21 protein-coding genes and 2 pseudogenes are annotated in these 26,350 nt (G+C 61.2%); 13 read left to right on the top strand and 10 right to left on the bottom strand.

All coding sequences use genetic code 11. The features are described 5' to 3' along the window. The first annotated feature begins 27 nt into the window (after positions 1–27). On the top strand, positions 28–966 hold the full coding sequence (locus QMK51_RS13275) for a class I SAM-dependent methyltransferase (protein WP_320394360.1): 939 nt from the start codon (positions 28–30) through the stop codon (positions 964–966). Positions 967–1,397: 431 nt separating this feature from the next. Here the strand turns inward: QMK51_RS13275 and QMK51_RS13270 are convergent, their stop codons facing one another. The 6 genes from QMK51_RS13270 to QMK51_RS13245 form a co-directional block, all read right to left on the bottom strand. Beyond that, complete coding sequence (locus QMK51_RS13270) at positions 1,398–3,821, bottom strand: efflux RND transporter permease subunit (RefSeq protein ID WP_258700402.1); 2,424 nt, start codon at positions 3,819–3,821, stop codon at positions 1,398–1,400. Positions 3,822–3,873: 52 nt separating this feature from the next. After that, positions 3,874–4,977, bottom strand: coding sequence for a WD40/YVTN/BNR-like repeat-containing protein (locus QMK51_RS13265; RefSeq protein WP_320394359.1), 1,104 nt, complete (start codon positions 4,975–4,977; stop codon positions 3,874–3,876). A 69-nt stretch (positions 4,978–5,046) separates the two neighbouring features. Next, a complete protein-coding gene (locus tag QMK51_RS13260; RefSeq protein ID WP_320394358.1) occupies positions 5,047–6,408 on the bottom strand; it encodes a DUF1329 domain-containing protein in 1,362 nt (453 codons plus the stop codon). Between the two features lie 15 nt (positions 6,409–6,423). Then, positions 6,424–8,073: a DUF1302 domain-containing protein gene (locus tag QMK51_RS13255; RefSeq protein WP_320394357.1), complete on the bottom strand. Its 1,650-nt coding sequence runs from the start codon at positions 8,071–8,073 to the stop codon at positions 6,424–6,426. A 178-nt stretch (positions 8,074–8,251) separates the two neighbouring features. Beyond that, a complete protein-coding gene (locus QMK51_RS13250; RefSeq protein ID WP_320394356.1) occupies positions 8,252–9,019 on the bottom strand; it encodes a coniferyl-alcohol dehydrogenase in 768 nt (255 codons plus the stop codon). Positions 9,020–9,095: 76 nt separating this feature from the next. Beyond that, positions 9,096–10,571 (bottom strand): benzaldehyde dehydrogenase, encoded by a 1,476-nt coding sequence (locus QMK51_RS13245; RefSeq protein WP_320394355.1) that lies wholly within the window; start codon positions 10,569–10,571, stop codon positions 9,096–9,098. Positions 10,572–10,864: 293 nt separating this feature from the next. On the opposite strand from QMK51_RS13245, the gene QMK51_RS13240 reads away from it, so the two are divergent. Next, the gene (locus QMK51_RS13240; RefSeq protein WP_320394354.1) at positions 10,865–12,640 is read left to right on the top strand and encodes a sigma 54-interacting transcriptional regulator; all 1,776 of its coding nucleotides are present in this window, start codon (positions 10,865–10,867) and stop codon (positions 12,638–12,640) included. A 78-nt stretch (positions 12,641–12,718) separates the two neighbouring features. Continuing rightward, positions 12,719–13,210, top strand: coding sequence for a MarR family transcriptional regulator (locus QMK51_RS13235; protein WP_320394353.1), 492 nt, complete (start codon positions 12,719–12,721; stop codon positions 13,208–13,210). Positions 13,211–13,263: 53 nt separating this feature from the next. On the opposite strand, the gene QMK51_RS13230 is transcribed toward QMK51_RS13235, so the two are convergent. Both QMK51_RS13230 and QMK51_RS13225 read right to left on the bottom strand, forming a co-directional pair. Further along, positions 13,264–15,168, bottom strand: coding sequence for a feruloyl-CoA synthase (locus tag QMK51_RS13230; RefSeq protein ID WP_320394352.1), 1,905 nt, complete (start codon positions 15,166–15,168; stop codon positions 13,264–13,266). A gap of 164 nt (positions 15,169–15,332) precedes the next feature. Continuing rightward, the gene (locus tag QMK51_RS13225) at positions 15,333–16,163 is read right to left on the bottom strand and encodes a p-hydroxycinnamoyl CoA hydratase/lyase (protein WP_320394351.1); all 831 of its coding nucleotides are present in this window, start codon (positions 16,161–16,163) and stop codon (positions 15,333–15,335) included. A 123-nt stretch (positions 16,164–16,286) separates the two neighbouring features. On the opposite strand from QMK51_RS13225, the gene QMK51_RS13220 reads away from it, so the two are divergent. The 3 genes from QMK51_RS13220 (at position 16,287) to QMK51_RS13210 (ending at position 19,332) form a co-directional block, all read left to right on the top strand. After that, positions 16,287–17,186, top strand: a complete 900-nt coding sequence (locus QMK51_RS13220) for an alpha/beta hydrolase (RefSeq protein ID WP_320394350.1) — start codon at positions 16,287–16,289, stop codon at positions 17,184–17,186. Positions 17,187–17,274: 88 nt separating this feature from the next. Then, positions 17,275–18,342: an aromatic ring-hydroxylating dioxygenase subunit alpha gene (locus QMK51_RS13215; RefSeq protein ID WP_320394349.1), complete on the top strand. Its 1,068-nt coding sequence runs from the start codon at positions 17,275–17,277 to the stop codon at positions 18,340–18,342. A gap of 36 nt (positions 18,343–18,378) precedes the next feature. Next, positions 18,379–19,332 (top strand): PDR/VanB family oxidoreductase, encoded by a 954-nt coding sequence (locus QMK51_RS13210; protein ID WP_320394348.1) that lies wholly within the window; start codon positions 18,379–18,381, stop codon positions 19,330–19,332. A 14-nt stretch (positions 19,333–19,346) separates the two neighbouring features. On the opposite strand, the pseudogene QMK51_RS13205 reads toward QMK51_RS13210, so the two are convergent. Next, positions 19,347–19,757 (bottom strand): annotated as a pseudogene (locus QMK51_RS13205) (methyl-accepting chemotaxis protein); the annotation flags it as partial. Between the two features lie 75 nt (positions 19,758–19,832). Here QMK51_RS13205 and QMK51_RS13200 point away from each other — a divergent pair. The 4 genes and pseudogenes from QMK51_RS13200 to QMK51_RS13185 form a co-directional block, all read left to right on the top strand. After that, positions 19,833–20,108 carry a hypothetical protein gene (locus QMK51_RS13200; RefSeq protein WP_320394347.1) on the top strand — a complete coding sequence of 92 codons (276 nt, stop codon included), beginning with the start codon at positions 19,833–19,835 and terminating at the stop codon, positions 20,106–20,108. Continuing rightward, positions 20,109–20,597, top strand: coding sequence for a hypothetical protein (locus tag QMK51_RS13195; RefSeq protein WP_320394346.1), 489 nt, complete (start codon positions 20,109–20,111; stop codon positions 20,595–20,597). 193 nt (positions 20,598–20,790) lie between these two features. Further along, positions 20,791–21,555, top strand: coding sequence for an ABC transporter substrate-binding protein (locus QMK51_RS13190; RefSeq protein ID WP_320394345.1), 765 nt, complete (start codon positions 20,791–20,793; stop codon positions 21,553–21,555). Between the two features lie 61 nt (positions 21,556–21,616). Further along, positions 21,617–21,955, top strand: a pseudogene (locus QMK51_RS13185) (CesT family type III secretion system chaperone); the annotation flags it as partial. Positions 21,956–22,076: 121 nt separating this feature from the next. On the opposite strand, the gene QMK51_RS13180 reads toward QMK51_RS13185, so the two are convergent. Further along, positions 22,077–22,325, bottom strand: coding sequence for a hypothetical protein (locus QMK51_RS13180; RefSeq protein WP_320394344.1), 249 nt, complete (start codon positions 22,323–22,325; stop codon positions 22,077–22,079). Between the two features lie 449 nt (positions 22,326–22,774). Here QMK51_RS13180 and QMK51_RS13175 point away from each other — a divergent pair, with 449 nt between their 5' ends. From QMK51_RS13175 to QMK51_RS13165, 3 genes are read left to right on the top strand one after another with little or no spacing between them, the layout of a single operon-like run. Next, entirely contained in the window at positions 22,775–24,658 is a 1,884-nt protein-coding gene (locus QMK51_RS13175) for a 3-dehydroquinate synthase (protein WP_320394343.1), read from the top strand. Then, positions 24,658–25,548, top strand: a complete 891-nt coding sequence (locus QMK51_RS13170) for a UbiA family prenyltransferase (RefSeq protein ID WP_320394342.1) — start codon at positions 24,658–24,660, stop codon at positions 25,546–25,548. Before QMK51_RS13175 ends, QMK51_RS13170 begins: the two co-directional genes overlap by 1 nt. Continuing rightward, entirely contained in the window at positions 25,545–26,342 is a 798-nt protein-coding gene (locus tag QMK51_RS13165) for an EboA domain-containing protein (protein ID WP_320394341.1), read from the top strand. The genes QMK51_RS13170 and QMK51_RS13165 overlap by 4 nt, the downstream gene beginning before the upstream one ends. Positions 26,343–26,350 lie beyond the last annotated feature (8 nt).

Genomic DNA, 26,350 nt, shown 5'->3' with positions numbered 1-26,350 from the left:
CCCCTTCTACTTTGCCGACCTTGCCCGATGAACCCAGACGCCCTCTCCGTCCTTCACGACCATTTGCTGACCGCGCTTGCGGACGCCCCCGCAGAAACCCGTCGGCTGTTCCACGGCCGTGGCCGCTGCTGGCCGGGACTGGAACAGTTGACCGTCGATTGGCTGCAGGGCGTGGTCCTGGTATGCGTGTTCAAGGAACCGCAAGCGGCGCAACTGGAGGATTTGAAGCAGTGGCTGATGGCGATCACGCAATCGCCTGCGTGGAAGACATCCGGCGCGCATACCTTGCTGCTGCAACATCGCTACCTGCTGGAAAGCACCAGCGAATGGCTGCTCGGGGAGCCAATCGACGAGATAACGATCACCGAGGGCGGCTTGCATTATCGGGTGGACCTGGGCCGCAAACAAAACACCGGCCTGTTTCTCGACATGCGCTACGGCCGTGATTGGGTGCGGGCCAATGCGCATGGCAAGCGGGTGTTGAACCTGTTCGCCTATACCTGCGGCTTCTCGGTGGCGGCCATCGAGGGAGGGGCGTTGCAGGTGGTCAATCTGGACATGTCCAGCCCGGCCCTGAGCCGTGGTCGCGACAATCACCGGCTCAACGGGCACGACCTGAGCAAAGTGAGTTTTCTCGGCCACGACCTGTTCAAGTCCTGGGGCAAGGTGATCGGCAAGGGCCCGTACGACCTGGTGATCATCGACCCACCGTCCTTTCAGAAAGGCAGTTTTCTGTTGACCAAGGATTACCAGCGCGTACTGCGCCGTCTGCCGGAATTGCTCAGCCCGCAAGGCACGGTACTGGCCTGCATGAACGACCCGGCCTTTGGTGCGGACTTTCTCATCGACGGCGTTACCCGCGAAGCGCCGAGCCTGCGGTTTGAGCAGCGGCTGGAGAATCCGCCGGAGTTTCCCGATGCCGATGTTGAGTGCGGGTTGAAGGCGTTGGTGTTCAGGCAGGGTTAATTGAAGATCAAAGGATCGCAGCCTTCGGCAGCTCACAGAATTTGTGCCCGCCCCGATATTTCACGGGTGTACGCGACTCCAATGTGAGCTGCCGAAGGCTGCGATCTTTTGACGTTGAGTCATGGCAGGGGGGATTAGACTAATGGTACTTGAGCGCGAACCCGTGGCTTCCTACGATGATGATACGCAGCGGTTGGAGGTTAAAGCCGTTGCGTAGGTGGTGGGTGAACTGAACCCCAATAAGCTCACCACTTGTTTCATGCGCATCTTGAGCCTCTGGGCTCTACTTCCTCCCCATCAAAGAGCCTCGAGGCTCTTTTTTGCCTGCAAGAATTGCAGCCCCCATAAAGCCCGGTATCCGACCATAATGCTGTTCACTTAAGCGCCCCCACATAGGATTGCGCTTAACTGACCGGCATTACCTCAGCCCTTCAACGCTCCTTGACTAACTGCGCAAGCAGGTTCGTTTCAGGCTTCTTTGCAAAGACCTTCTGCGGCAGCAGCCACCAGGCCAGTGCCGGCAGCAAGATCAAGGCGCCGAGCATGTTCACCAGGAACATGAAGGCCAGCAGGATGCCCATGTCGGCCTGGAACTTGATCGGTGAGAAGGCCCAGGTCGATACCGCGACCGCCAGTGTCATGCCGGTCAGCAAGACCACTTTGCCGGTGAATAACAGTGCCTGGTAATACGCCTGAGCCAGGGTGTCACCGGCACGCATTCGAGCCAGGATCACACTCAAGACATAGAGTGCGTAGTCGATACCAATGCCCACGCCCAGTGCGATGACCGGCAGTGTCGCCACTTTCACCCCCATGCCCAGCCCCACCATCAGCGCCTCGCAAAGAATCGAGGTGAGCATCAGTGGCAGCATCGCGCACAGGGTTGCGCGCCAACTGCGGAAGGTCACCAGGCATAACAGGCTGACCGCGCCGTAGACCCAGAACAGCATTTCGCGCATGGATTTTTTCACCACGATATTGGTCGCGGCTTCGATCCCGGCGCTGCCGGCGGCCAGCATGAATTTGACCTCTGGCACCTGATGCTCGCTGATGAATTTCTCGCTGGCCTCCACCACCCGATTCAGGGTATCGGCCTTGTGATCGGCCAGGTAAACGTACAGCGACAGCATCGAACAACCCTGATTGAACAGCTCCCGCGGGGCCCTGGTCTGCACTGCGCCCAGCGCACCGTCATTGGGGATCAGCTCGTACCATTTGAAATTGCCTTCGTTGTAACCGGCCGTGGCGATCTTGCTCAGCGCCGCCATCGAGGTGGTCGACTCCACGCCTGGCAATTGCTCCAGTCGCCAGGCCAATGCGTCCACCGCGGACAGGCTGGCGTAGCGCGTGCACTGATCTTCCGGCGTCTTGATCATGACCACGAAAATATCCGAGCTGGCCGCATAGTTGCGGGTCATGAACAGTGCGTCCTGATTGTAGCGCGAGTCGGCGCGCAACTCCGGGGCGCCGGGATCGAGATCGCCGATTTTCAGGTGCAGACTCACGGCAAAACCGAACGCTGCCAGCAGCAGGCCGCCCAGCATGGCGCCAATGGCCCAGCGCCGTTGGGTGAACAAATCGAGCACACGCCACAACGGATGCTTGATCTGCGCCTGCAACTCGGCGGTTTCCGAACTCAGGCTGCGTTGCGCCGCTGCCGGGCTGACCCCGATGTAGCTGAGCAGGATGGGCAGCAGAATCAGGTTGGTGAAGATCAGTACCGCCACGCCGAGGCTCGCGGTAATCGCCAGATCCTGAATCACCCGGATGTTGATCAGCAGCAACACCGCGAAACCCACCGCATCGCAGAGCAAAGCGGTCATGCCGGCGGCGAACAGGCGGCGAAAGGTATAACGCGCGGCCACCACCCGGTGGGTGCCGCGACCGACGTCCTGCATGATGCCGTTCATCTTTTGCGCGCCATGGCTCATGCCGATGGCGAACACCAGAAACGGCACCAGCGCCGAGTATGGGTCCAGCTCATACCCCAGCATCGCGAGCAGGCCCATCTGCCAGAGCACCGCCACCAGCGAACAGGTCACCACCACCAGAGTGCTGCGCACGCAGCGGGTGTAGCCGTAAAGCACCACCACAGTCACCAGCACCGCCATCACGAAGAACAACAAGACCTGGGTCAGCCCCTCGATCAGGTCGCCGACGATCTTGGTGAAACCGGTGATGTGGATTCGCAGGTCATCGGTCTGGTATTTGTCTCGCAGGGCTTCCAGCTGCCGGGAAAACTCGCCGTAGTCCAGGGCTTTGCCGGTCTGCGGACTGATTTCAAGCAATGGCACGAAGATCACGCTGGACTTGAAGTTACCGGCCACCAGTTGACCCACTTCACCGGAACGGGCGACGTTGGTTCGCACCTGTTCGATACTGGCCGCCGAACCATCGTAGTCGTCGGGGATCACGGTGCCCCCATCGAGCCCCTCCTCGGTCACGGCGGTCCAGCGCGTGGTCGGGGTCCATAACGATTTCATGTAAGGCCGGTCGACACCCGGCAGCAGATAGAGCTCGTCGTTGAGCCGGGCCAGGGTGTCGAGGTAGTCCTTGGTGAAGAGGCTGCCCTGTTTGACCTCCACGGCGATTCGCAACGCGTTGCCCAGGCCGCTCAGCTCGCTGCGATTCTCCAGGAAGTTGGCGACATAGGGGTGGCCGGTCGGGATGGTCTTCTCATAGCTGGCATTGATGCCGATGCGCGTGGCTTGCCAGCCGAGCACCAGGGTCACCAGCAGACACAGCAGGATCACCAGCGGCCGATGATTGAAGATCATCCGCTCAGCGAAGTTGCCCGACGCCTGGTCGAAGTCTTCCAGGCGGCCGATCACGGTTTGGGTTTTGTCGTCTTTCAAGTCTGACTCCTGTTGCACGGGCCATGGCCCGCTAGCGCTACACCGTGAAGTTTCAAGGTTTGCCGGAGGCCCGCGGGTCCTGGTCAGCCGCCGCGCCACTCAAACCGACGCTGGCCAGGCTGCCGTCGGCCGCCTGTTGCAGGGCGGCGACCGTCCCGCCGCTACGGCTCCGCCGTTTGTCGAAGCTGCGACCCTGGTCATGGCTGAACAACAATTCACCGCTCTGGCTGGCCAACAGCAGGCTGCCATCGCGCAGTTCGATGGCGCTCGCCAACGTTGATTCGATGCCGGTGTCGAGCCGTCGCCAACTGCCACCACGGTCATCGGACCACCAGGCGTTACCGCGCAAACCATAGGCAATCAAGGCTCCGCCGCGAGTGCCGAGCACACCGAAAAAGCTGCCTTCATAAGGTGACTTCAGGGCCTGGAACGAATGCCCGGCATCGGAGGATCGCAACAGCAAACCGCGCTCCCCCACCAGCAGCAGGTCGTTACCCGAAGCGCGGATCCCATACAGGTTCAGGCCCTGCGGATTGTTCACATGCTGCATCCACGGCCGCCAGCTTCGCCCGCCGTCGTCGGTGCGATAGATCTGGTTGTAGGCGCCAACGATGTAGCCATGCAGGCGGTCACTGAAGTACAGGTCGAGAAACGGTTTATCCGGCCCGTCGTCGAGCATCTGCCGTGCCTGCGCAAGGTTGCTGGCACCGCCCGGTTGATCGGCATCGCGCTCCGCGGCCTGCACCGCCAGCGCGGCGGCACGCTCACCGTCGAGTTGCTTGTGCCAGGTTTCGCCACCGTCCTCGGTGTGCAACACCACGCCCAGATGACCGACCGCCCAGCCCTGCTCGGCATCGACGAATTGCACCGCGGTCAGGCTGACGCTGACCGGCACACGGGCCTGGCGCCAAGTCATTCCAGAGTCATCCGAGAGCAGCACGATGCCGCGCTCGCCGACCGCCACCAGGCGCTCTCCAGCCCGGGCCAACCCAAGCAATACCGCACGCGCAGCCTTGGCGGTCGGCGGTGCCGGCTGCTGCAGTACCGCGAACGTCGCGGCCTGCGCAGCTATGGAGGTACTCGCCAACAGACACAACGCCAGCGCGCAGGCACTCCATCGCAGACCAAAACTCGCAAAGATTTTTTCAACGTTCATGTCTTTATCCTGCCTGGAAAATCGCTAGCGACCGCGACGAGCTTTTCGCTCGTCACGGCGCTCCATGGTTCAACGCATGTTTTCGTTGGCCATGGCGTCCGGTGTGTAATAGGAAGCTGAAGGTTTTGCGATCGTCTGGTACTGGACCGCCAGATCGTTGCTCGAAGAGTTAAGGAAGTAGGCGCCGGTATCGAGGTTGTAGCTGCCCCACATGACTTGCGCAGTGAGCGCCGGCAGGTCTGGCGCCAGCAGCGTCAGCGAATACATCTGCCGTCCCAGTTTGCCCTGGGCGTCATACCCGTCGACCATCAGGATCTGCCAGGAGTCCTCGTCGACGTAGTAGGTTCGATGCGGCACCACATGGCGCTTGCCGGATTTGAGCGTGGCCTCGACCACCCAGACCCGATGCTTCTCCCAGCGCACCAGATCAGGATTGAGAAAGTTCGGTTTGACCAAGTCGTCGCTCTTGGCAAGGCCGGCGCGATTATTGTTGTAGGGGACGATCAGTTCTTTCTTGCCCGCAAGCTTGAGATCGTAGCGGTCGGTAGGCCCGAACAGCATGAACGCTTCGTCAAACAGACCGACGCCAGAGGTGACGAAGTCCGGGGTGTCGTAGGCAATGTTCGGCGCTCGGCGTACCCGGCGCTGACCGACCAGATACTGCCAGGCCGCACGGTTGGCCGGGTCCATGTCCCAATGGGTCATCAAGCCTTCGCCGGCCTTGGATGACGGCAGTTCGGTCAGCAGCTTGCCAACCTGGTACTTGCCGGCAAAATTTTCCAGGCTGCCACTTTCCGAGTAGTAGGGAAACTGATAGCTGAACAGGGCTCGGGTCGCCTGGACCTTCTTGCCACCGGCGGTCATCAGCCAGGTATCGAACGGCGAGCTGATGGTCTCGCCGCCCTGCCAGGACAACCGGTAGTTCCACAGCACTTGCGCGCCGTTCTCCGGGATCGGGAACGGAATGCCGCCATAGGCGCTGGCGACTTTTTCGGTTTCCACATCCAGCGTGGCACGGGTGGCATTCTTGCTGGTGTTGTCATACACCCATTGCGGGGCTGCCGCCGAGCGATGGGTCGGGTATATGTCCAGGCGATAGTCCGGGTATTTCTTCAACAGAATCTTGGTGCCTTCGGCCAGCACGCTGGCGTACTGCTCCATGTTCGAGGCCTTGATCGAATACAGCGGCTTCTCGCCGGCGAATGGATCGGGACGTTTGTCACCCGGTTTGTAGCCCGGCGCGGCCTTGGTGTAGCCGCCATCCCAGGCCGGGATGCTGCCATCGGCGTTGCCGGAGCGCTCGCCGCCAAGAGGCGTCAGTTCAGACTTCAAACGTGCAGCCTGCTCAGGCGATACCGCCGCCTGCGCCAGGCTGATGCCAGCCAGGGCCAGGGTGAGGACGCAAGTGTTCAGGAAAGCATTGTTCTGCATGGCGAATCCACCTTATTAGAATGAGGTTTTCACGTAGAGCGAAACGAAGTCGCGGTCGGCCAGCGACTGCCCGTAACTGAAATTGCCGTCCTCGCGCAGCCCGGCTTTCGGTGCGCCGAAGAAGTTCACGTAGTTGAGGCCGACATCCCAGCGCTGTAGGTAGGTGGCCTTGAGCCCGACACTCCAGTCGCCGGAATGGGTATTGCCGAAGCCCGACTTGTTGACGGCCGAAGAACGCCCGTCGAGCACCACGCCCATGCCGATCGGCACGGTCAGGTCGATCCCGTCGACAATCTGGAAGTACGCAGGCTCCACCAATACCCGGAGCGCCGTGGCATCGCGGGTGGTATTGGCATCCAGCGCGGCGGCGTTCTCGGTGACGCTCAGGGTTCGGTTCCACGCCAGTTCGGCCAGTGCCGAGCCGCCGTCCCAGAAAGCCGTCGGCGATAGCAGGTAAATCGCCGACAGGTTGGCGTGAGCGGTTTTGCCCCGGGCAAACAGTGAGTCATCGCCGCCATCGGCCTCCATGCCTGGGGTCACCACTTGCAGGTTGCTCACCAGCGGCGCATTCCAGCGCACGGAGGTTTCACCGGCAAAGTTGAACGGCCCATAAGCGGTGGAGAAGCTGACGCCGGCGGTCTTGATATCTTCGGCGTAGACCTGACGATAGGAACTCAGGATCGGCAACCCGGTGGCCGCCGCGGCTGCACCGTCGAGGTAGGCATACAGGCCAATCGGGGTTTTGTCGTGATACTGCGCGGCATAGAAACCCAGCTCCAGCTCGGTCCCGGCGGGTTTGAAGCGAATCTGCATACCGCCCTGCCCCGAATTTCGCGGTTTCAAATCACCGCCATTCACCGTGTCGTTGCCGAACACTTCGCGCAGCGAACCGGTGCCGTAGCCGATGGCATCGACATCGCTCAGGTAGCTGCCGGCACCGGGCAGATTGGAGCGCTCCCACTCGAACTGGTAGTAGGCGCCCACCGACAACTGCGGGTTGATCTGCAACTGCCCGGAGATCTGGTTGACCGGACGCAGGATCTCCTTGAACTGGGTGCCCGGCACGCTGAGCAACTTGACCACATCGGTCGGGCCTTGGGCATTGGCGATGCCGTTGCCACCGTAGAACAGGCTTTCACCGTAGATCAAGCTGTGCCGCCCCAGACGCACCACGCCCTGGGAGTCTTCGCCCAGGTCACCGCGCAGGAACACGAAGGCGTCGAGAATTTCAGCGTCGCGACCGTGGAGCTTGCGGGTTTCACTGAGGAAGTGGGTTTGCTCGCTGCTGTCGGTGTCCTGGTTATAGATATCGTCGTACCAGGCCGCGCCGCTCACGCGCAGCCCATAGTTTTTCCGGCTGAGGTCCATTTCGGAGAACAGATCCAGACGGTTGGAGACCAGGCCGCTGCTGAAGTTTTTATCGCCCTGACTCTGGATAGAGGGGTACAGGCCGTTGGCGGTCGGCGCGTTGACCAATCGGCTGTCCTGACCTTGCAGACGCCAGGCCTGGCTGTACTTGATGGTGTTGTCCCAACGCAGTTTCCAGTCGGAATCCCCGAGCTCCATTTGCATGGCCTCGACCCTTTCGACCATCACGCCTGCGCTGCATAACGCCAGAAACAGGGCGCAATGCTTGAAACGAAAGCAACGTTTAACGTTGTTCATGGACGCTCCTCATTATTTTTATTTTTTGGCATGGCTTTGCACGTGTGGCGAGGGAGCTTGCCCCGCTGGGGCGCGCAGCGGCCCTGAATTCAGGCAACGAGTTCTCTCAAGAGACTCGTGTGCCGGTTTTACGACTGCTTCGCAGCCGAACAGGGGCAAGCCCCCTCACCACAGCGTTTCAGATGTAGGTGGAGGCCAGTCCGCCATCGACTGCCAGGTTGACGCCGTTGATCCAGCGCGACTCGTCGGCACACAGGAAAGCGATCACCGCCGCCACCTCATCGGCATAGCCGGGGCGTTTCATGCGATGGGCATCGGCCTGGGTCCGTGCTTCACCGAGCATGCTCACGAAGTCGCCGAGGATGGGTGTGAACACCGGGCCCGGCGCCACGCTGTTCATGCGCACTGAATGTTCGAGAAACCAGGGCTGGGCCTGCAGGTAATTCCAGACGATCAAGGCTTCCTTGAAGTACTGGTAGCAGGTCTCGTCCGGTACCGGGTGCTCGGCCAGCCAGGCTTGTGCGGCGGCGAAACCTTCGATGCGTGCCAGCGCCTTGTGCTGTTCCAGGCGTAACGGCCACTCGGCGCCGAGGATCGAGGCGATATTGACGATGCTGCCGCCAGCGCTGATGCGCGGCAGCAATGCGCGGCTCAGGTGACGCAACCCCAGGTAGTTGACCGTCGCCAGCAGTTGCGGGTTTGCGGTGCCCGGCACCCCGGCGATATTGCACAGGCTGTCGATCCGTGCCGGTAACTGCGGCAATAGCCGGTCGATGTTCTCGGCACTGCTTAAATCACCTTGCACAAAACCGTCCAGGGTCATGTGCGGGGCCTTCAGATCCACGCCAATCACGTGGGCGCCGTGGGCGCGCAGCAGGTTTGCAGTGGCGGCGCCGATACCCGAGGAGACTCCGGTCACCAGCACCATCTTGTTGTCGAGTTTCATGTTGAGTCCTCTTATTATTTTTGTGTACTCGGTGGGCCGACCCATCTCGTCGGCCCCGGTAAAAAAAGCTGGCCCGTCAGAACGGGTAGCGCGGCGCGGTGTCCTTGACCGTCACCCATTGCCATTGGGTGTATTCGTCCCAGTCGGCCGGGCCGCCAACGCTGCCGGCATTTCCCGAGCTGCCGCGTCCGCCGAATGGATTGATGCACTCGTCGGCCACCGTCTGATCGTTGATGTGCAGCAGACCACAATTGAGTTGCTCGCCAATCGCCATCGCGCGCCCGACCGAAGGCGAAATGATCCCCGCGGACAAGCCATATTCGGTGTGGTTGGCCAATTCGATGGCTTCCTCGTCGCTGGCAAAACTCACCACCGTGGCGACCGGGCCGAAGATCTCCTCGTCGAATGCGCGCATGCCCGGGCGCACGCCGGAAAGTACCGTCGGTTGGTAAAAGAGCCGTTCAAACTCGCCGCCGGCTTCCAGAGTTGCCCCGGCCTTCACACTCTCGGTGACGATTTCATGCACGCGTTGCAACTGCCGCTTGTTGATCAAAGGCCCCAGTACCGCCTCGCCACGAGCGGCATTGCCGACCGTGATCGCCCGTACCTTCTCTGCCAGCCGGCGAATCAGCTCTTGCGCGATTGACTCATGGGCCAGGATGCGTCCGGTGGCCATGCAGATCTGGCCCTGGTGCAGCCAGGCACCCCACGCGGCGTTGCTGGCTGCCAGCTCGAGATCGGCATCCTCGAGCACGATCAGCGAGTTCTTGCCGCCCAGCTCCAGGGCGACTTTTTTCAGATGACGCCCGGCCACCTCCGCGACCTTGCGCCCGGCCGCCGTCGAACCGGTGAACGCGATCATCCGGACATGCGGGTCGCGGCACAGGGCCTCACCGGCCACTGCGGCGCCCGGTAAAACCTGCAACAGCCCCTTGGGCAGACCGGCCGCCTCGAACAACCGGGCAATAATGAAACCGCCACTGACCGGGGTCTGCGGATCGGGCTTGAGCACCACGGCGTTGCCGGCCGCCAGCGCCGGTGCCACTGAACGCAGGGACAGCACCAGAGGAAAGTTGAAGGGCGAGATCACCCCGACCACGCCATGGGGCAGCCGGCGCGCATAAGACAAACGTCCCGCCTCGCTGGGAAGGACCAGGCCATGGGGTTGCGACAGCAGGCCGGCAGCCTGATGCAGCAAGACGATCGCCTCACGGACTTCATGTTCACCCTTGAACAGGCTGCCGCCACTTTCCCGAGCGATGTACAGCGCCAGCTCGGCAAAGTGTTGCTGGGCCAGTGCTGCGGCTTTGCGAAAGATCCCGGCGCGTTCCCGTGGCCCCAAGGCCGCCCAGGCCGGTTGAGCACGGGCAGCGTTCAGGCTGGCAAACGCGATGTCCGCCGCATCGGCCAAACCTGTGACAGTCAGCACCTCACCGGTGGCCGGTTCGATGACGCTGTTGCTGCCGCCCAATGGACGTATCCAGTCGCCATTGAAGATGCGCTCGCACCACAGCTCGTCCCGCAGAAAATCAGATGGTTCACTTACCGACATTTCGGTCTCCCGGCTCTTGTGTTTGTAATTGCCTGACGCGGCCTTACTAAACGATGTAGGTCGTCTGCGTCGTGAAAGCTGTAGAGCAAGGGCTGTGCCGACTTTCTGCATTGCGCCGCGCTTTAGGTGGCGAAGGCTCTGGCCTGCTGGCTTGGGAGGAGCACTGACAAATAGGACAAGGTGTTCGGCGCAGGGTGGGCACCCCCGCCACTTGTCCAAATGATAAAGTTATGTTTAATAACTGTTTTGCTAACTGATCATTTCGATCAGTCGACTCGCTCAGGGGCATAACAATGAATAATCCCCATTCGCTGCTTCCTCATCTCACGGTGCAGGATGAGCATTTCTCGCCCCGAGGAGACAGCACGCAACTGGCCGAGGGCAACTCACCGACCCTGGCCGAGTTAGCCGAGTGCCTGTTCTTTTCCCCCGTCGACGGACGTATCTGGCTCAACGACCAGCGCATGCTGCTGTTGCACAGTTCATCCTTCGGCGCGCTGCGGCGGGAGATCATCGACCGCCAGGGGCTGGAGCAAACCCGCGGTCTGTTTACCCGCACCGGCTATCTGTCCGGCGCACGGGATGCGCGATTGATCCGCGAGCGCTGGCCAGACGCCGACGCCGCGGCCATTTTCTCGGCTGGCACGCGTCTGCATACACTCGAAGGCATGACCAAGGTCGAACCCCTGCACTTCAAATTCGACGCCGACTCAGGCTTCTACGAAGGTGAATTCCTCTGGCACCACTCCTGTGAGGCCGATGAACATATCGCCGCGTACGGGATCGGTCAGGACCCGGTGTGCTGGACCGAACTGGGCTATGCCATCGGTTATGTCAGCGGGCTGTTCGGCCGTCTGGTGATCTTCCGTGAAACCGAATGCCGGGGCATGGGCCATGAGTGCTGCCGGGTGATCGGCAAGACCGCCGAGCAATGGGGCGATGTCGAACAGGACCTGAGTTATCTCACCGCCTCGCCCTCCGGCGTCGTCCCCAGACAACGTCCAGCCCCGGCGCCCGCCCCCCAGGACGAAGACAGCGAGCTATCCGGCGGGCAAAAACCCATTGGCGCCAGCGCAGCCTTCAACGCCGCGACCCTCGCCTTGCAGCGCGTTGCGCCGACGCCTGCCACGGTGCTGTTCAGCGGCGAGTCCGGGGTCGGCAAGGAGTTGTTCGCCCGTCAGTTGCACCAGTTCAGCCCCCGCCACCAAGCGCCTTTCGTGGCCCTCAACTGCGCCGCGATCCCGGACAATTTGATCGAGGCGGAACTGTTCGGTGTCGAACGCGGCGCCTATACCGGCGCGAGCCATTCGCGCCCCGGACGCTTCGAGCGCGCCCATGGCGGCACCCTGTTCCTCGACGAAATCGCCAGCCTGAGCCTGCCGGGCCAGGGCAAGTTGCTGCGTGCATTGCAAGAGCGCGAGATCGAGCGCATCGGCGGCAGTCAGCCGATCAAGGTTGACGTCCGGGTGGTGGCGGCCACCAATGTCGACCTGCGCAAGGCCGTGGCGGCGGGAGACTTTCGCGAGGACCTGTTCTACCGGCTGAACGTCTACCCCATCACCCTGCCGCCACTGCGCGAACGTCGCGACGACATCCCGTTGCTGGTCAACGCGTTCCTGCGGCGCTTCTGTCAGGCCTATGCCCGCAAGCCCGCCGGGCTGACCATGCGCGCGCTCAAGGTGTTGTTGCGCTATGACTTCCCCGGCAACGTACGGGAACTGCAAAACCTGGTGGAGCGCGGCCTGATCGCCAGCGAAGACGGTCAAGCCATCGATCTGGTCCACCTGTTTCGCAACGAACCCATGCCGCAGGAGGCGTACTCTCTGGACGGTAATGGCAGCCTCGCAGCAATCGACCAGAGTCCCGCCGGCACACAACCGCGTCCAGCCTTGCTGGAAACCCTGGCTCGCCTGGAACACGGCTTCTCCATTGAAGGACTGGAGTCGCGCCTGATCGACGAAGCGCTGCAAAAGAGTGAAGGCAATCTCGCCGCCGCCGCGCGACTGCTAGGGCTGAGCCGCGCGCAGTTTGCTTACCGACTGAAGAAGTACCGACAAGCCTTGGCCTGATTCAGGCTGGTCAGTGCACGGTGAACAGTGCGAAAATGATTAACGATGTTAACTATGAAACTCAAGGATTCTCACCCCATGCCCAGAAAGCCTGGCGCCACTACCCAAGCGCTTTCCGCTCCTGACGAGAACGTTCCACTGGACGCTTCTCTGGATTCGCTGATTGGCTATGCCCTGCGTCGCGCGCAATTGAAAATGTTCCAGCAGTTGATCGAAGACTTTCGCCCGTTCGACCTGCGCCCGGCACAGTTCTCTGCATTGGTGATCATCGAGAGTGAGCCAGGGCTGATGCAAACCGATCTGGCCCGCGCACTGACCATTGAGCCGCCACAAGTGGTTACGTTGCTGAACAAGCTCGAAAGCCGTGGCCTGGCGGTGCGGGTTCGTTGCAAACCTGACAAGCGCTCGTACGGCATCTTTTTGAGCAAAGCCGGGGAAGTACTCCTCAAACAACTCAAGGAGATCGCAGCCCAGAGTGACATCACTGCCACCTCAAGCCTGAGTCCGGTCGAACGCCAGCAGTTGCTGGCGTTGCTGCACAAGGTTTATCACAACGAAAACGCTGAGTGAGGATCCCATGGTGGGAGCGAGCAAGCCCGCTCCCACAGGTTCAGCTGATACGGCTACAAACCGTTACCGTCGTAGATGAGGCTGTCGTCTTCACCGCGATACAGCGCATCGACCTTCGCCGCACGCCATTGCAGGACTGCTCGCTGGTTGAGCGAACCTTTGTCGGTGATCTCGCCGAGATCGATCGAAGGTGGCTCCACCAGTAGAGCGATCCATTGCAGCCGCGTGGCGTTACCCGTGGCTTCGTCGTTCAAGCGGTGCAACCAATGGGAGAACCAGTTGCGCACCGGCGCTGCCGCCAGCACCTGGGCATCCGACGCATCGCGGGCCAGTCCGGCCAGTGTCCGGCAATCCGCCAACCGGGGGAAAACCAGTAATCCCAGGCACTCTCGATCAGGCGCGGCGACCACCACATCCTGTACATACAGCCCACCCGCCAGTACCGCACGATTGCGTAACGGGCCGACGCTGACAAACACACCCGACGATAACTTGAAGTCCTCGGCGATGCGGCCGTCGAACATCAGCCCCAGTTGCGGGTTGTTTACATCGACCAGTTTGAGCGCATCACCCGAACGGAAATAACCTTGTGCATCGAACGCCTCGGCGTTCTGTTCAGGGTTGCGCCAGTACCCGGCCATGACATGCGGGCCACGGAAACAGCCCTCGAGTTTGCCGTCCACCGGGACCAGTTTGACCTCGCAGCCTGGTGCCGGCAGCCCGATGTAACCGGCCATCGACAACGGTCCGGTGGTGAAGGTGCAAGAAGGCGCGGCTTCAGTCATGCCCAGCCCGGCCATCATGCGCACGCGTTCGCCACAATGGGCCTCGGCAACCCGGTCGAGCCGATCCCAGATACTTTGCGACAACCCGGCGGCGGCAAAAAAGAATAAGGTGATCCGGGAAAAAAAGCGCTCGCGCAACTCACCGTCGTTCTCCAGCGCGCGCGTCAGTTCCTCCCAGCCCTTGGGCACCGTGAGATAAGCCGTCGGTGAAATCTCCTTGAGATTGCGCAAGGTTTCGGCGAACCCTTGAGCCGTCGGTTTGCCGTCGTCCAGATAGAAACTGCCACCGTTGTACAAGACGATGCCGACGTTGTGGCTACCACCGAAGGTGTGGTTCCAGGGCAGCCAGTCAACCAGTACCGGCGGCTCTTCGCCGAACACCGGAAAGGTCTGCAGGAGCATCTGCTGATTGGCACAAAGCATCCGCTGGGTCGTCGGCACCGCCTTGGGCAGCTTGGTCGAACCGGAGGTGAACAGGAACTTGGCGATGCTGTCAGGCCCGGTCGCCCTGAACGCCACATCGGCCTCGGCGCCCCCCGGTTCACTGAGCAGGCTGTCGAAAGAGACGCACGGGCGACCGGCCAATCGGCCTTGGGTGAAGATCAGGGGAACGCTATCCGCTAGCAGGGTTTCAATGGCCCGCTGGAACGGTTGCGCGTCGGCCGCGAACACCAGCCCCGGCTGCAGCAGGTCGACAATATGCCGAAGCTTGGCCAGGTCCTTCGACAGCAGGGAATAGGCCGGCGACACCGGGCAATAGGGAATGCCCGCGTACATCGCACCGAAGGCCAACTGAATGTGCTCCAGGTCATTGCCTGAAAGAATCACCAGCGGCCGCTCGGCGGACAACCCGTAGCCGAGCAGGCTCTGGGCAATGGCTCGGGTGCTCTGAAGCATCTGCGCATAGCTGATGTGCCGCCACTCTCCCCCTTGCTGACGCGCGGCGATAAAGGTTTTTTCCGAGCAGATACTGGCCCAGTGCACCAGACGATCCAGCAAGCGTTGAGGCAGCGGACTCAATGGCTCCAACGCTTGCATATGCAGGATGCCGCGCTCATCCTCGCGCACCTGAATCGGCGCATGGCCGATGGATACGCGGCGGTAAATCGGCTGGGCAGCGGTGGACAAAACCGACTGCGATTGGGGCTCGACACTCACTTCGCCTTCCTCCATCAAGGGTCGCGCTGCGATTCATGCCGGCTCGCAAGAGCGGGACATCTGCAGCGCATTGCGGCGCCAGGCCGCTACCTTGTGCTTGTTATGACCTTGTTGAACAGCTTGTTTTTGTGATTATTCGAACAGCTTGGTCAACCCCGGGATGCGCCCGGGGAAGGCGATCAGCGCTTGTAGCTCTGCAAGCCGGGCTTGATGCTTTTGTCATCGAGGAACTGTTTCATGCCCTGCTCGCGTCCGCCTTCGGTATCGAGCAGACGTGACTGATCCAGCTTGGCATACAGGTAATCCTCGTTCTGCTCCCAGGTCAGCTCGCGGCAACGCTTGAAGCCAATCTTCGCGGCGCGCAGCACCACCGGATTTTTCTCCAGAAGGTTCCGAGCCAGTTCCAGGGTGACTTCACGCAACTGCGCCAGCGGCACACTCTGGTTGACCAGCCCCATCTCGGCAGCCTTCTGCCCGGTGAAGGTCTTGCCGGTCATGATGTAGTACAGCGACTGACGGTGGCCTACGGTGTCGGCCATGGCCTTGCTGACCAGGTTGCCCGGTGGAATGCCCCAGTTGATTTCCGACAGGCCGAAGGTGGCCTCGTCGGCGCAAATCGCCAAATCGCACGCCACCAACGGGCTGAAACCACCGCCGAAACACCAGCCATTGACCATGGCGATGGTCGGCTTGCTGTACATGCGCAGCAGCCTCCATTGCCATTGCGACGCCTCGCGACGGATCTTCTCCTGGAGAATCTCCGGCCCGGCATCGACCTCACGGAAATACTCCTTGAGGTCCATCCCCGCCGTCCAGGCCTCGCCGGCCCCGGTCAACACCAGCACTTTGGCATCCGCGTCCTGCTCAAGCACCTCGAGCACCTCGACCATTTCCCGATTCAGGGTCGGGCTCATGGCATTGCGTTTTTCCGGTCGGTTCAGGATGACCCAGGCGATGCCCTCTTCGACGTCGACCTTAACGGTCTGCCAACGGCCTTCGTAGTTGCTCATTTCACACACCCTCTGTTGTTGTTCGCTGTGGATGAAGCGAAATTATCTTGCTAATTTAGTTATGTCAATTAACTATTATCACAGCTAACTTGTTTAACCCACAAAGCGCGCCCCGGAGACCACATGCCCCCTGACAACAACATCGACGGCCTCATCGAACAACTCAGCAAACTGCCCCCCCTCAGCTCGCTGACGCCCGATCAACAACGTCAACAGGCCGAACAGCTCTTCGGTGCCGCCTCCTGTGCCGAGGGCGTGACCTTCGAGTCCGCCAGCCTGGCCAGCGTCAGCGGGCTCTGGGCCATTCCCACCGATACCCGGCCTGACTTCGTGTTGCTGTACCTGCATGGCGGAGGCTACTCATTCGGCAGTGCCCGGGCCTATCGCCCGCTCATCAGCCAATTGGCGGCCCGCAGCCGGATTCGTACCCTTTGCATCGATTACCGCCTGGCCCCGGAACACCCTTTTCCGGCCGCCATACAAGATGCTCTGGAGGTCTACCGCGCGCTACTCGAAAAAGGCGTGAGCGCCGAGCACCTGGTACTGGCCGGCGACAGTGCCGGCGGCGGTCTGTGCATGGCCCTGATGCTGGCCGCCAAGGCCGCTGGTTTGCCGCTGCCGGCGGCTGCGGTACTGATGTCGCCTTGGGTGGACATGGCTCAGACCGGTGAGTCCTGGAACTTGCAGAAGGATCGAGATCCATTGCTCGGCCCGCTTGCTGGCAAGACCCTGATGTCCGACACCTATCTGCAGGGCGCCGAGCCACTGAATCCGCTGGCCTCCCCTCTATACGGCGACCTGCAAAGCCTGCCGCCAGTGCTGATCCAGGTCGGCAGTCGGGAATGCCTGCTGGACGACTCAACCCGGCTCGCCAGCCGCCTGGCCACCGCCGAAGTGGCGGTACACCTGGACGTCTGGCCGGGGATGATTCATGTCTTCCAGAGCATGGGCGATCAACTCGAAGAAGCCCGCCGCGCACTGGACCAGATCAGCGCCTTTCTTCTTCGGCACCTGGGTCGTTGACATCGGCCCGGGCTTTAGGTTGACGAACATAGTTACCACATATAACTATTGAGCCAATAAAAACAAATACCCCTAGGAGACCTTCATCATGTTCCCGAGAAATGCCTGGTACGTTGCCTGCACGCCCGATGAAATCCAGGAAAAGCCCCTGGGCCGGCAGATCTGTGGTGAGAAAATCGTTTTCTACCGTGGCCCGGAGGGTCGTGTGGCGGCCCTTGAAGACTTCTGCCCACACCGTGGCGCTCCGCTGTCTCTGGGTTTTGTCGAGGACGGCAAGCTGATCTGCGGCTATCACGGCCTGACCATGGGCTGTGACGGAAAAACACTGGAAATGCCGGGGCAGCGTGTCCGTGGTTTCCCCGCCATCCGCGCCTTTGCCGTCGAAGAGCGCTACGGCTTCATTTGGGTCTGGACCGGTGACCAGGCCCTCGCCGACCCTGCCTCGATTCACCCTCTGGAATGGGCCGACCACCCGGATTGGGCCTACGGCGGCGGGCTCTTTCACATCAACTGCGACTATCGCTTGATGATCGACAACCTCATGGACCTGACCCACGAGACCTACGTCCATGCCAGCAGCATCGGTCAAAAGGAAATCGACGAAGCCGCGCCCAAGACCACTGTCGACGGCGACCTGGTGGTCACCAGTCGCCACATGGAAAACATCGGCGCACCACCGTTCTGGCGCATGGCCCTGCGTGGCAACGGTCTGGCCGACGACGTTCCGGTAGACCGCTGGCAGATCTGCCGCTTCACCCCTCCCAGCCACGTGATGATCGAAGTCGGTGTAGCGCACGCCGGTAAAGGTGGCTACAACGCCGACCCCGCCCACAAGGCCGCCAGCATTGTGATTGACTTCATCACTCCCGAAACCGACACCTCGATCTGGTACTTCTGGGGGATGGCGCGCAACTTCAACCCACAGGACCAAGCGCTCACCGAGAGCATCCGCGAAGGCCAGGGCAAGATCTTCTCCGAAGACCTGGAAATGCTCGAACGCCAGCAACAGAACTTGCTCGCGCATCCCGAGCGCAGCCTGCTCAAGCTCAATATCGATGCCGGTGGCGTGCAGGCGCGGCGCGTCCTTGACAGGTACATCGCCCAGGAAACAGCCGCCGGATCGACCGCCCCCTCGACGCTGATCGCCAGCGCCTGAGTCAGCCCCCTAACGGATCTTTCAACAGGTGCCGCCATGCTCGAAGTAAAAGTAGTCGCCAGACACACCGAAGCGTTGGATATCTGCAGCTTTGAACTGGCACTGGCCGATGGAGGCGCCCTGCCCGCCTTCGAGGCCGGCGCGCATATCGATGTGCATTTGCCGAATGGACTGACCCGCCAGTACTCCTTGTGCAACCCTCCCCACGAGCAGCATCGCTACCAGATCGCGGTGCTCAAGGATGCTGACTCCAGGGGTGGCTCGCGCCATATCCACGAGCAGTTCAGGGTCGGCGACGTATTGCAGATCAGTGAACCGCGCAACCTCTTCGCGCTGCGCCACAATGCTCGCCGCACGCTGCTGTTCGCCGGTGGCATCGGGGTCACGCCAATCCTCTGCATGGCCGAAAAACTCGCCAGCATCGGTGCCGATTTTACGCTGCATTACTGCACTCGTTCAGCGGAGCGTACCGCCTTCGGTGAGCGCCTCGCGAAGGCAGCGTTTGCCGGGCAAGTGCAGATTCATTACGACAGCGGCACCGATGCGCAGAAGCTGCAGGCTGCCGAAGTCCTGGCAAACCCCGAGCCGGATAGCCACCTGTACGTCTGCGGGCCGGGGGGATTCATGGAGTACATTCTGGCCAGCGCCCGGACCCAAGGCTGGCCCGAGGAGCGGTTGCACCGTGAATACTTCAGCGCCGCACCGATGGATCATTCGGCGGATGGCGCCTTTGAAGTGAAAATCAGCAGTACCGGCGAGGTGCTGTCGATTCCCGCCGACACCCGGGTGATCGATGTGCTGCTGGGCAAAGGCTTTGACATTCCCATGTCCTGCGAACAAGGCATCTGCGGCACTTGCCTGACTCGCGTCCTGGCCGGCGAACCGGAGCATCGCGACCTGTTCCTGACCGAGGAGGAACAGGCCCTCAATGATCAATTCACACCTTGTTGCTCACGCTCCAGAAGCGCAATGCTGGTGCTTGATCTCTGAGCCTGCAACGCTCTGGTTCTGTGTGCCAGAGCCCGCACCTCGTCCGCCACAACGGCGAAACCTCGGCCACTTTCGCCGGCACGGGCGGCCTCGATGGCAGCATTGAGTGCCAATAGATTGGTTTGATCGGCAATGTTACGGATCACATCCAGCACCCGGCCGACTTCCCGGCTTTTATCGGCCAGCCCCAGGACCAATGCCGAGGTCTGGCCCAATTCATCGGCCATATTCTGAATCGCGCCGACCGTTGCAAGCACCTGGTCCCGCCCTTGGCGGGAAGAGCGATTGGCGATGACCGATGAATCTGAAGTCGACGCGGCATTGCGTGCCACATCATCGACGACCGTACTCATCTGGTTGACCGCCGTGGCGGCCTGGATCACTTCATCACTCTGCTTGTGCATGTGCTGCGTATTCTTCTCGGTAGCCGCCTTTTGGTTGACCACTCGCAACCACTCCACAAACGCCGGCCGGGCTTCGGCCAGCAAGACCTCTACCGCTTGGGGTGCTTGCTCGCTCATGCGCAGCAGGGCGAACAGGTACTCACCGATACTTGTGCCAACTACCCGCGCATGTATCGCCGGATCAATGGCGCACTGGTGAAGTCTGCGACCATGAGCTGCCCGGAAATTGCCCGTCTGGGGCTGTATGGCGATGACCCGTACCATATCGAGGAAAGCCAACAAGACGACTTCCATCTTTACGGGGCCAGTAACCAGGCGTTTGCGGGCCTGGACTCGTCGCAATGGCGTTCAGTGGTCGGCTTTGTGTTGTAGATGGCGCTGTCGTCGCAACTGTCCACCGGCCAGGTATTGCTGCGCCTGCACTGGATCGCTGCTCGGCTGACAACGTTACCCTATGCCGGTTGGGCCGAAGAGCTACCCAATCTGGCGGCAGAATATGAACCGTCAATAGCCTGCAGCGAGCCGATCCTGAAGCGTTTCATTGCCGCCGAAATGACTCACACGGGTTTTCCGTTCATTTCCAGTACCAGTGCCGTGGTCGATTACGGCGTGAGCCTGACCGAGTGGGCGACCACACTGGCCATCCGGACCTTGACCTTGCGCTACCTGCTGCTTGCCCATTGTGATGCGCACGCACAGCAGGCGCCGGACCCGCAAAAAACCGTGGATCTGGTGTATCGATTTTGCCGGGCAGCCAACCATAACGCGGTCACGGCAAGCGAGAGGACTTTGCGCAACGCGATCGGTGAGAGGGGGCCTGCGTATCTGTGCGCACTGATTGCGCAAATGACCAACGAGTAACAGGCGACCCTGCCATAGGGTCGCGGCTCCCGCCTGACACATTCACCTGCGGGAGGATGTGCCCCCGCCTAAAGTCTGCGTAGAATGCCGTGTTCGTACCGGATCCAATAGAAAAACAGACTCATCATCCCTGTGATCAACACCACTGGTGAATTGTGGCGCTCTTTTACCTTCAATGCCTGAACGATCAACCATGAGCGCGAGCTCACGGGTATTAACTGCCTATCCAAAGGCGCTTTGCGGGTTTTGTCTGTCGGCATCGCTGCTGATTGCCTATAACGCGTGTGGCGCATCCTTGCCGCTCGAACTGTATATCCCGGATGCTCCGCCACTGACGTTCGTCGATGGCTCCCAAGGCCACGGCATGGTTGGAGAAGCCGTCCTGACGGCCATCGCCAACGCCGGCTATGTCGCTCATGTCCATGGGCTGCCCTGGGCCAGATCGCAAAAACACGTCAGCGAGAAGCAGGATATGCTGATCGCACCCTTGTCACGCACGCCAGAACGTGAGGATCGCTTCACCTGGATCGCGTCGATCATGCCCATGGAGCGCGCTTTTTTCAGCCTTGAGCGGCCGGTGGAAAGCTTCGAGCAAGCGAAGAAAACCTACCGGGTGATCGGCGTAGGCCTGGGCAGTGCTCAGGAGGAAATCCTGCGTACGCAAGGCTTCAGCGATGATCAGATCTACCCGCTGACCATTGGCGACAACCCCGCGCAGATGCTCCTGAAAGGTCGCATCGACGCCTGGTTCAATGGTATCCCGGAGAGTCGATACATCTGGACGAAGGTGTCGGAACAAAAACTGCGGATGAGCCCCGTCATGAGCAGAGCGGAACTCTATCTGGCGTGCTCCAAACTTTGCTCCGCTCAACTGGTGCAAGACTTGCGCGAGGCGGTTGAAACGCTTCGCAAAGACGGCACCCTGGCACGTATACAAAAGAGCTATTTACCGCAATAACGAAACCGACAGCACCCGCCGCACCACTTAGCCCCTATGTCCATCATTTACGGGTTAAGCCATGAGTGGCCTCTTCTACAAAACCTTGCTCAAAGATCTTTCCACCGCCCTCGAGATGCAGCCCTTGGCGTTCGACGCCCGGGGAATGTGCGATCTGATCATCGATGACACCTATCCACTGAAGCTGGCATGCAATGACCCTCACCAGCGCCTGCTGCTGATCGGTTTGCTCGAGACGCCAAAAGACCTGCCCTTGCAGCGCTTGCTGGGCGGCGCACTCAACCCCCTCGTCAGCGCCGGTCCGGGCCTCGGCTGGGATGCCGGCAGCGGTTTGTATTTTGCCTATCAAAGCATCGCCCGGGAAAAGGTGAGCGTTGCGGTATTGATGCGCGAAATCGCGACACCGAAATCCCCTGTGGGAGCCGCCTTGCTCGCGAAGAGGGAGTGTCAGCCGGCACCCATGTCGCCTGACACACCGCCTTCGCGAGCAAGCCCGCTCCCACAGGTTGATCTGTGTCCTATCAAGCGTCTTGATTGAACAGTGGCGGCGGGCTCGAGAGCTCTTCATGGAGCGGCAAGCCAAACAGCAGGACATTGGCACGGGTTTCACCGAATCGGGCGATATTCGGCAGGCGCGCCCACAGACGCGCGCCGATGGCCTGAACGATGTGCTGGCTCGGCTTGTTCGCACCCATGATCCATGACACCACCGTTTCCAGACCATATTGCCTGGCCAGGATCACCGAGGCCTGGCCAAGGCGTACCCCCACTCCAATGATCAGATAATGTGAAGTATTTTTTTAAAATAACATTTCTTAACATTGACTCAGGAGCATCGATAGCCGCGACGCGCGCTCTGTAGCAGCTGCCGAGCCTGTGGGGCTGCGTTCGGCGGCGAAGCCGTCGTGAATCCGGCTGACGCGGTTTGCCTGATACATCGCAATGTCTGGTTTTACGACTGCTGCGCAGCCGAACGCAGCCTCGCAAGCTCGACTGCTGCTACAAGGTCGCGTTCACGCAGGTGAAAAAAGTCAGATTGCCATCAGGCTACCTTGCAAAAACACCACGACCGTCTAAGTTCAGAACTATCTCTACAGGCGTAACCAAACCGTACATAAACCAGCCCCTCAGGCGAGAGAGTCCATTGATCTAAAACACACCAGACGCTGCTTTTAGTTACTGACATGGAATCAGTCATGACAATAAAGAGGGATGCTTGATGAAGCGCAGCTGTGGGTATCGTGCGTTCTCGCAAAAAGGGCCAGCCGGACATTTCTGGGTTTCATTGCTTTGCTTCTCGGGCCTGGTGATCGCCAGCTTTCTGTTGTTCGAACAACAGATCCAGGACTTCCTGAACCATCTCAACCTGTACCTGCCCTCCACGCCTTCCCAGAAACTCAACCTGGCGCTGTTGCTGATCGCCCTGCTGGCGCTGGACGTGGTGCTGCCGGTACCTTCGAGCATGGTCGCGCTGCTGGCCGTGGCCATGCTGGGCAGTCTTGGCGGCTACCTGGTGATTTTCATTGGCCTGTGCCTGGGTGCCGGGCTGGGTTATGCGCTGGGGGCCGGCTATTTTCGCTTGCTGTCTGGCCGCCTGGGCCTGCATCAGCGCCAACCTGGGCAGCTGGCGTATCGGCTGGGCACGCTGTCGTTGATCTGCCTGCGCGGCGTGCCGGTATTGGCGGAAACCTCGGTGGTGGCCGCTGGTATGCAACGTTATCCGCTGCGCGCATTTGTGTTGGTCACTACCCTGGCCAATGCCGGCCTGGCGCTGGCCTACAGCGTGATCGGCACCTTCCTCGTCGAGCAGAACGCGCTGCTGGTGACCATTCTCGCCAGCATGGTATTGCCCGGGCTGTTTATCGCCGGGTATAGCCTGTTCAAGACCTTGCGTCGGCACAACGCGGAGCAACCGCTGCATGGACGTTTCGAGGTCCGTTACGACTATCCGGTGGTGTTTACCGATCACTTGTTCGATCCGTCCAATCCTTGCCTGCATCACCAACTCACCGCACGACTCACCCCACAGCACAGGGGCCCGGTGACGGTGCTGGTGTTCGCCGATGAACACCTGTTGCAAAGCACCCCGCAACTGCTGCAACAGATTGATGCCTACTTTGCTGCCCATGCGGCGGACCTGCGGTTGCAGACCGCGCCGATTGCGGTGCCGGCCGGCGAACTGAGCAAGGACTCACAGGTGTTGCAGCAGCTGTACACCGACATGCTGCACCATGGGCTGGACCGGCATTGCTATGTGCTGGCCCTGGGCGGTGGCGCGGTGCTGGATGCGGTGGGCTACGCCTGCGCCACCTTCCACCGTGGCATTCGCCTGATCCGCATCCCGAGCACCGTGCTGGCGCAGAACGATGCAGGCATTGGTGTGAAAAACGGCATCAATGCCTTCGGCCAGAAAAACCTGCTGGGCGCCTTCTACCCCGCCACCGCGGTGATCAACGACTTCCAGCTGCTGACCAGTCTGACCCGCCGTGACCAGATCGCCGGGTTGGCCGAGGCAGTCAAGGTGGCGCTGATCAAGGACCAGGCGTTTTTCCAATGGATGGAGCAACAGGCCGACGCCCTCGCCCACTTCGATCACCCGGCCAGCCGCTATGCCATCCGCCGCTGCGCCGAACTGCACCTGGCGCACATCACCGGTGCCGGCGACCCCTTCGAACGCGGTAACGGGCGACCACTGGATTACGGGCACTGGGCCGCGCACAAACTGGAAAACCTCAGCCAACACCGGCTGCGCCATGGTGAAGCCGTGGCGGTGGGCATGGCCCTGGATGGCCTCTATGCCAATGCCCTGGGGCTGTTGAGCGATGCCGACACTGAACGGGTTCTGAACCTGCTGCTCAAGCTCGGCTTCAGCCTGTGCCCGCCGGAACTGGCCTTGAAAGATGCACAGGGACGCTCGCAGGTGTTGCTCGGTCTGGAGGAGTTCCGCCAACACTTGGGCGGGCAACTCTCCATCCCCATGCTCAGCCGGATTGGCGAGTCGGTGGACCTGCATGAAATCGATGCCGCGCGGATGGAGCAAGCACTGCAACGGCTGTCCACCCGCATCGACCCGGTGCTCGGCTTGAGCGAGGGCTGCGCGTAATGAGCCAGACACCGCTGAACCTGAAGACCTGGATGACCCTCGGCCGGGTATCCAACCTGCCCACCGTGTGGACCAACACCCTGGCCGCCGCTCTGCTGGCCAGCAGCGCAGGTGCCCTGGCGCCGCCGTCGTCGCTGGTGTGGATCCTGCTGCTGGCCGCACTGTCGCTGCTGTATCTGGCCGGCATGTTATTGAATGACTGGCTCGACGCCGACTGGGACCAACAACACCATAACCCCCGTCCCATCACCCTGGGCCTGGTCAGCCGCCAGCAAGTGGGGCTGGCCACTGTGCTGTTGCTGATACTGGCCGCGGCCTCGGTGCTGGGCCTGAGCCGGCTGATCGACCAGCCGCACTGGTTGCTGGGCAGCGTCACCCTGCTGGTGAGCTGCATTCTCGGCTACAACCTGCTGCACAAGAAATACGCCCATAGCGTCTGGTTGATGGGCGCCTGCCGCTCGGCCCTCTACCTCACGGCGGCGGCCAGCCTGGCGGTACCACCGGAGCCAATCTGGCTCTGCGCCATGTTGCTCGGCGTCTACATCAGCGGCCTGACCTACCTGGCCCGCCAGGAACATCGCAACCAGTTGCTCAGCCGCCTCCCTCTACTCCTGATGTTGAGCCCACTGGCGCTGGCGATCTATTCCGACAATGTCTGGTTCTGGCCCGTGCTGACGCTCTGGCTTGGCTGGCTGGGCTGGCACTACTGGCACAACCTGGCCAACCCGCAGCAACGGCAGGTCCGTGCCTTTATCGGCGCTGGCCTGGCGGCCCTGCCGCTGTTCGATGCCCTGGTGCTGGCCGTGGCCAACCAGCCACTGGGCAGCCTGTTATGTGTTCTGGTGTTTTTCCTGCTTCCACACTTCCAGCGCTGGATCAAACCGACATGAACATGGACGTCGCTGCGCCGCCATCGGCGGCCCTCGAAATGCGCCACGACTGCCTCGCCGAACAACGCCTGGCCCTCACTCAGCAGCTCGATGATGCTGAGTTGCGATGGTGGCGTCAGGCGCAGGAGCAGCTTGACCAACGCCCGGACGCCAACACCGCGGCGCTCTTGAGCAGCCAGTGCAAGCGCAGCCTCAAGGCGTCGGCACTGCCCGACAGTAATGGCTGGAGTCAGGTCCAATTGGCGCGGGCGTTGTTGCTGGCTCAGGTCCTGGAGCAACACCCCCTCGCCAGGCAACTGCCCTTGCTGCGCCAGCTGTTTCTGTGGGGCGACGATCAGGAAAAGATCGCCACCTTGAAGGCCCTCGACTGGCTCGATAGCCGTGGGCTCTGTGTGGAGTTGGCATTGCAGGCCGGGCGAACCAGTAACAGCCAGGTGTTCGCCGCCCTCGCCCTGGACACCCTCTACCCGTCGCGTCACTACAGCGAACGGGCCTTCCACCAACTGGTGTTGAAGACGCTGGGCATGGGGCTCGACGTACGACGCCTGATCGGCCTGACCCAACGACACAGCGTCGCCCTCAACCAGTTGGCCCTCGACCTGCTGGACGAACAGCTCGCAGCCGAACGAACGGTGTCCGCGGGATTGCCCTGGGTGATTGCCTTCGACCTGCTCAGCCCGGCGCAACGCCAGCGCCTGGTCAACCTGAGCCAGCAGCAACGCTTGCCACCGGAATGGCACGAGCATCTGGCCGGCCCCCCACTGAACTCACGCACAACGGCTCCCGCCCCTTGACGAGGATT

Origin of the sequence: Pseudomonas sp. P9_31 (assembly GCF_034008235.1) — a bacterium.
Taxonomy (GTDB): Bacteria; Pseudomonadota; Gammaproteobacteria; order Pseudomonadales; family Pseudomonadaceae; genus Aquipseudomonas.
The sequence above is the reverse complement of the archived record's forward strand: the minus strand, read 5'-3'. Positions and strand labels throughout refer to the sequence as shown.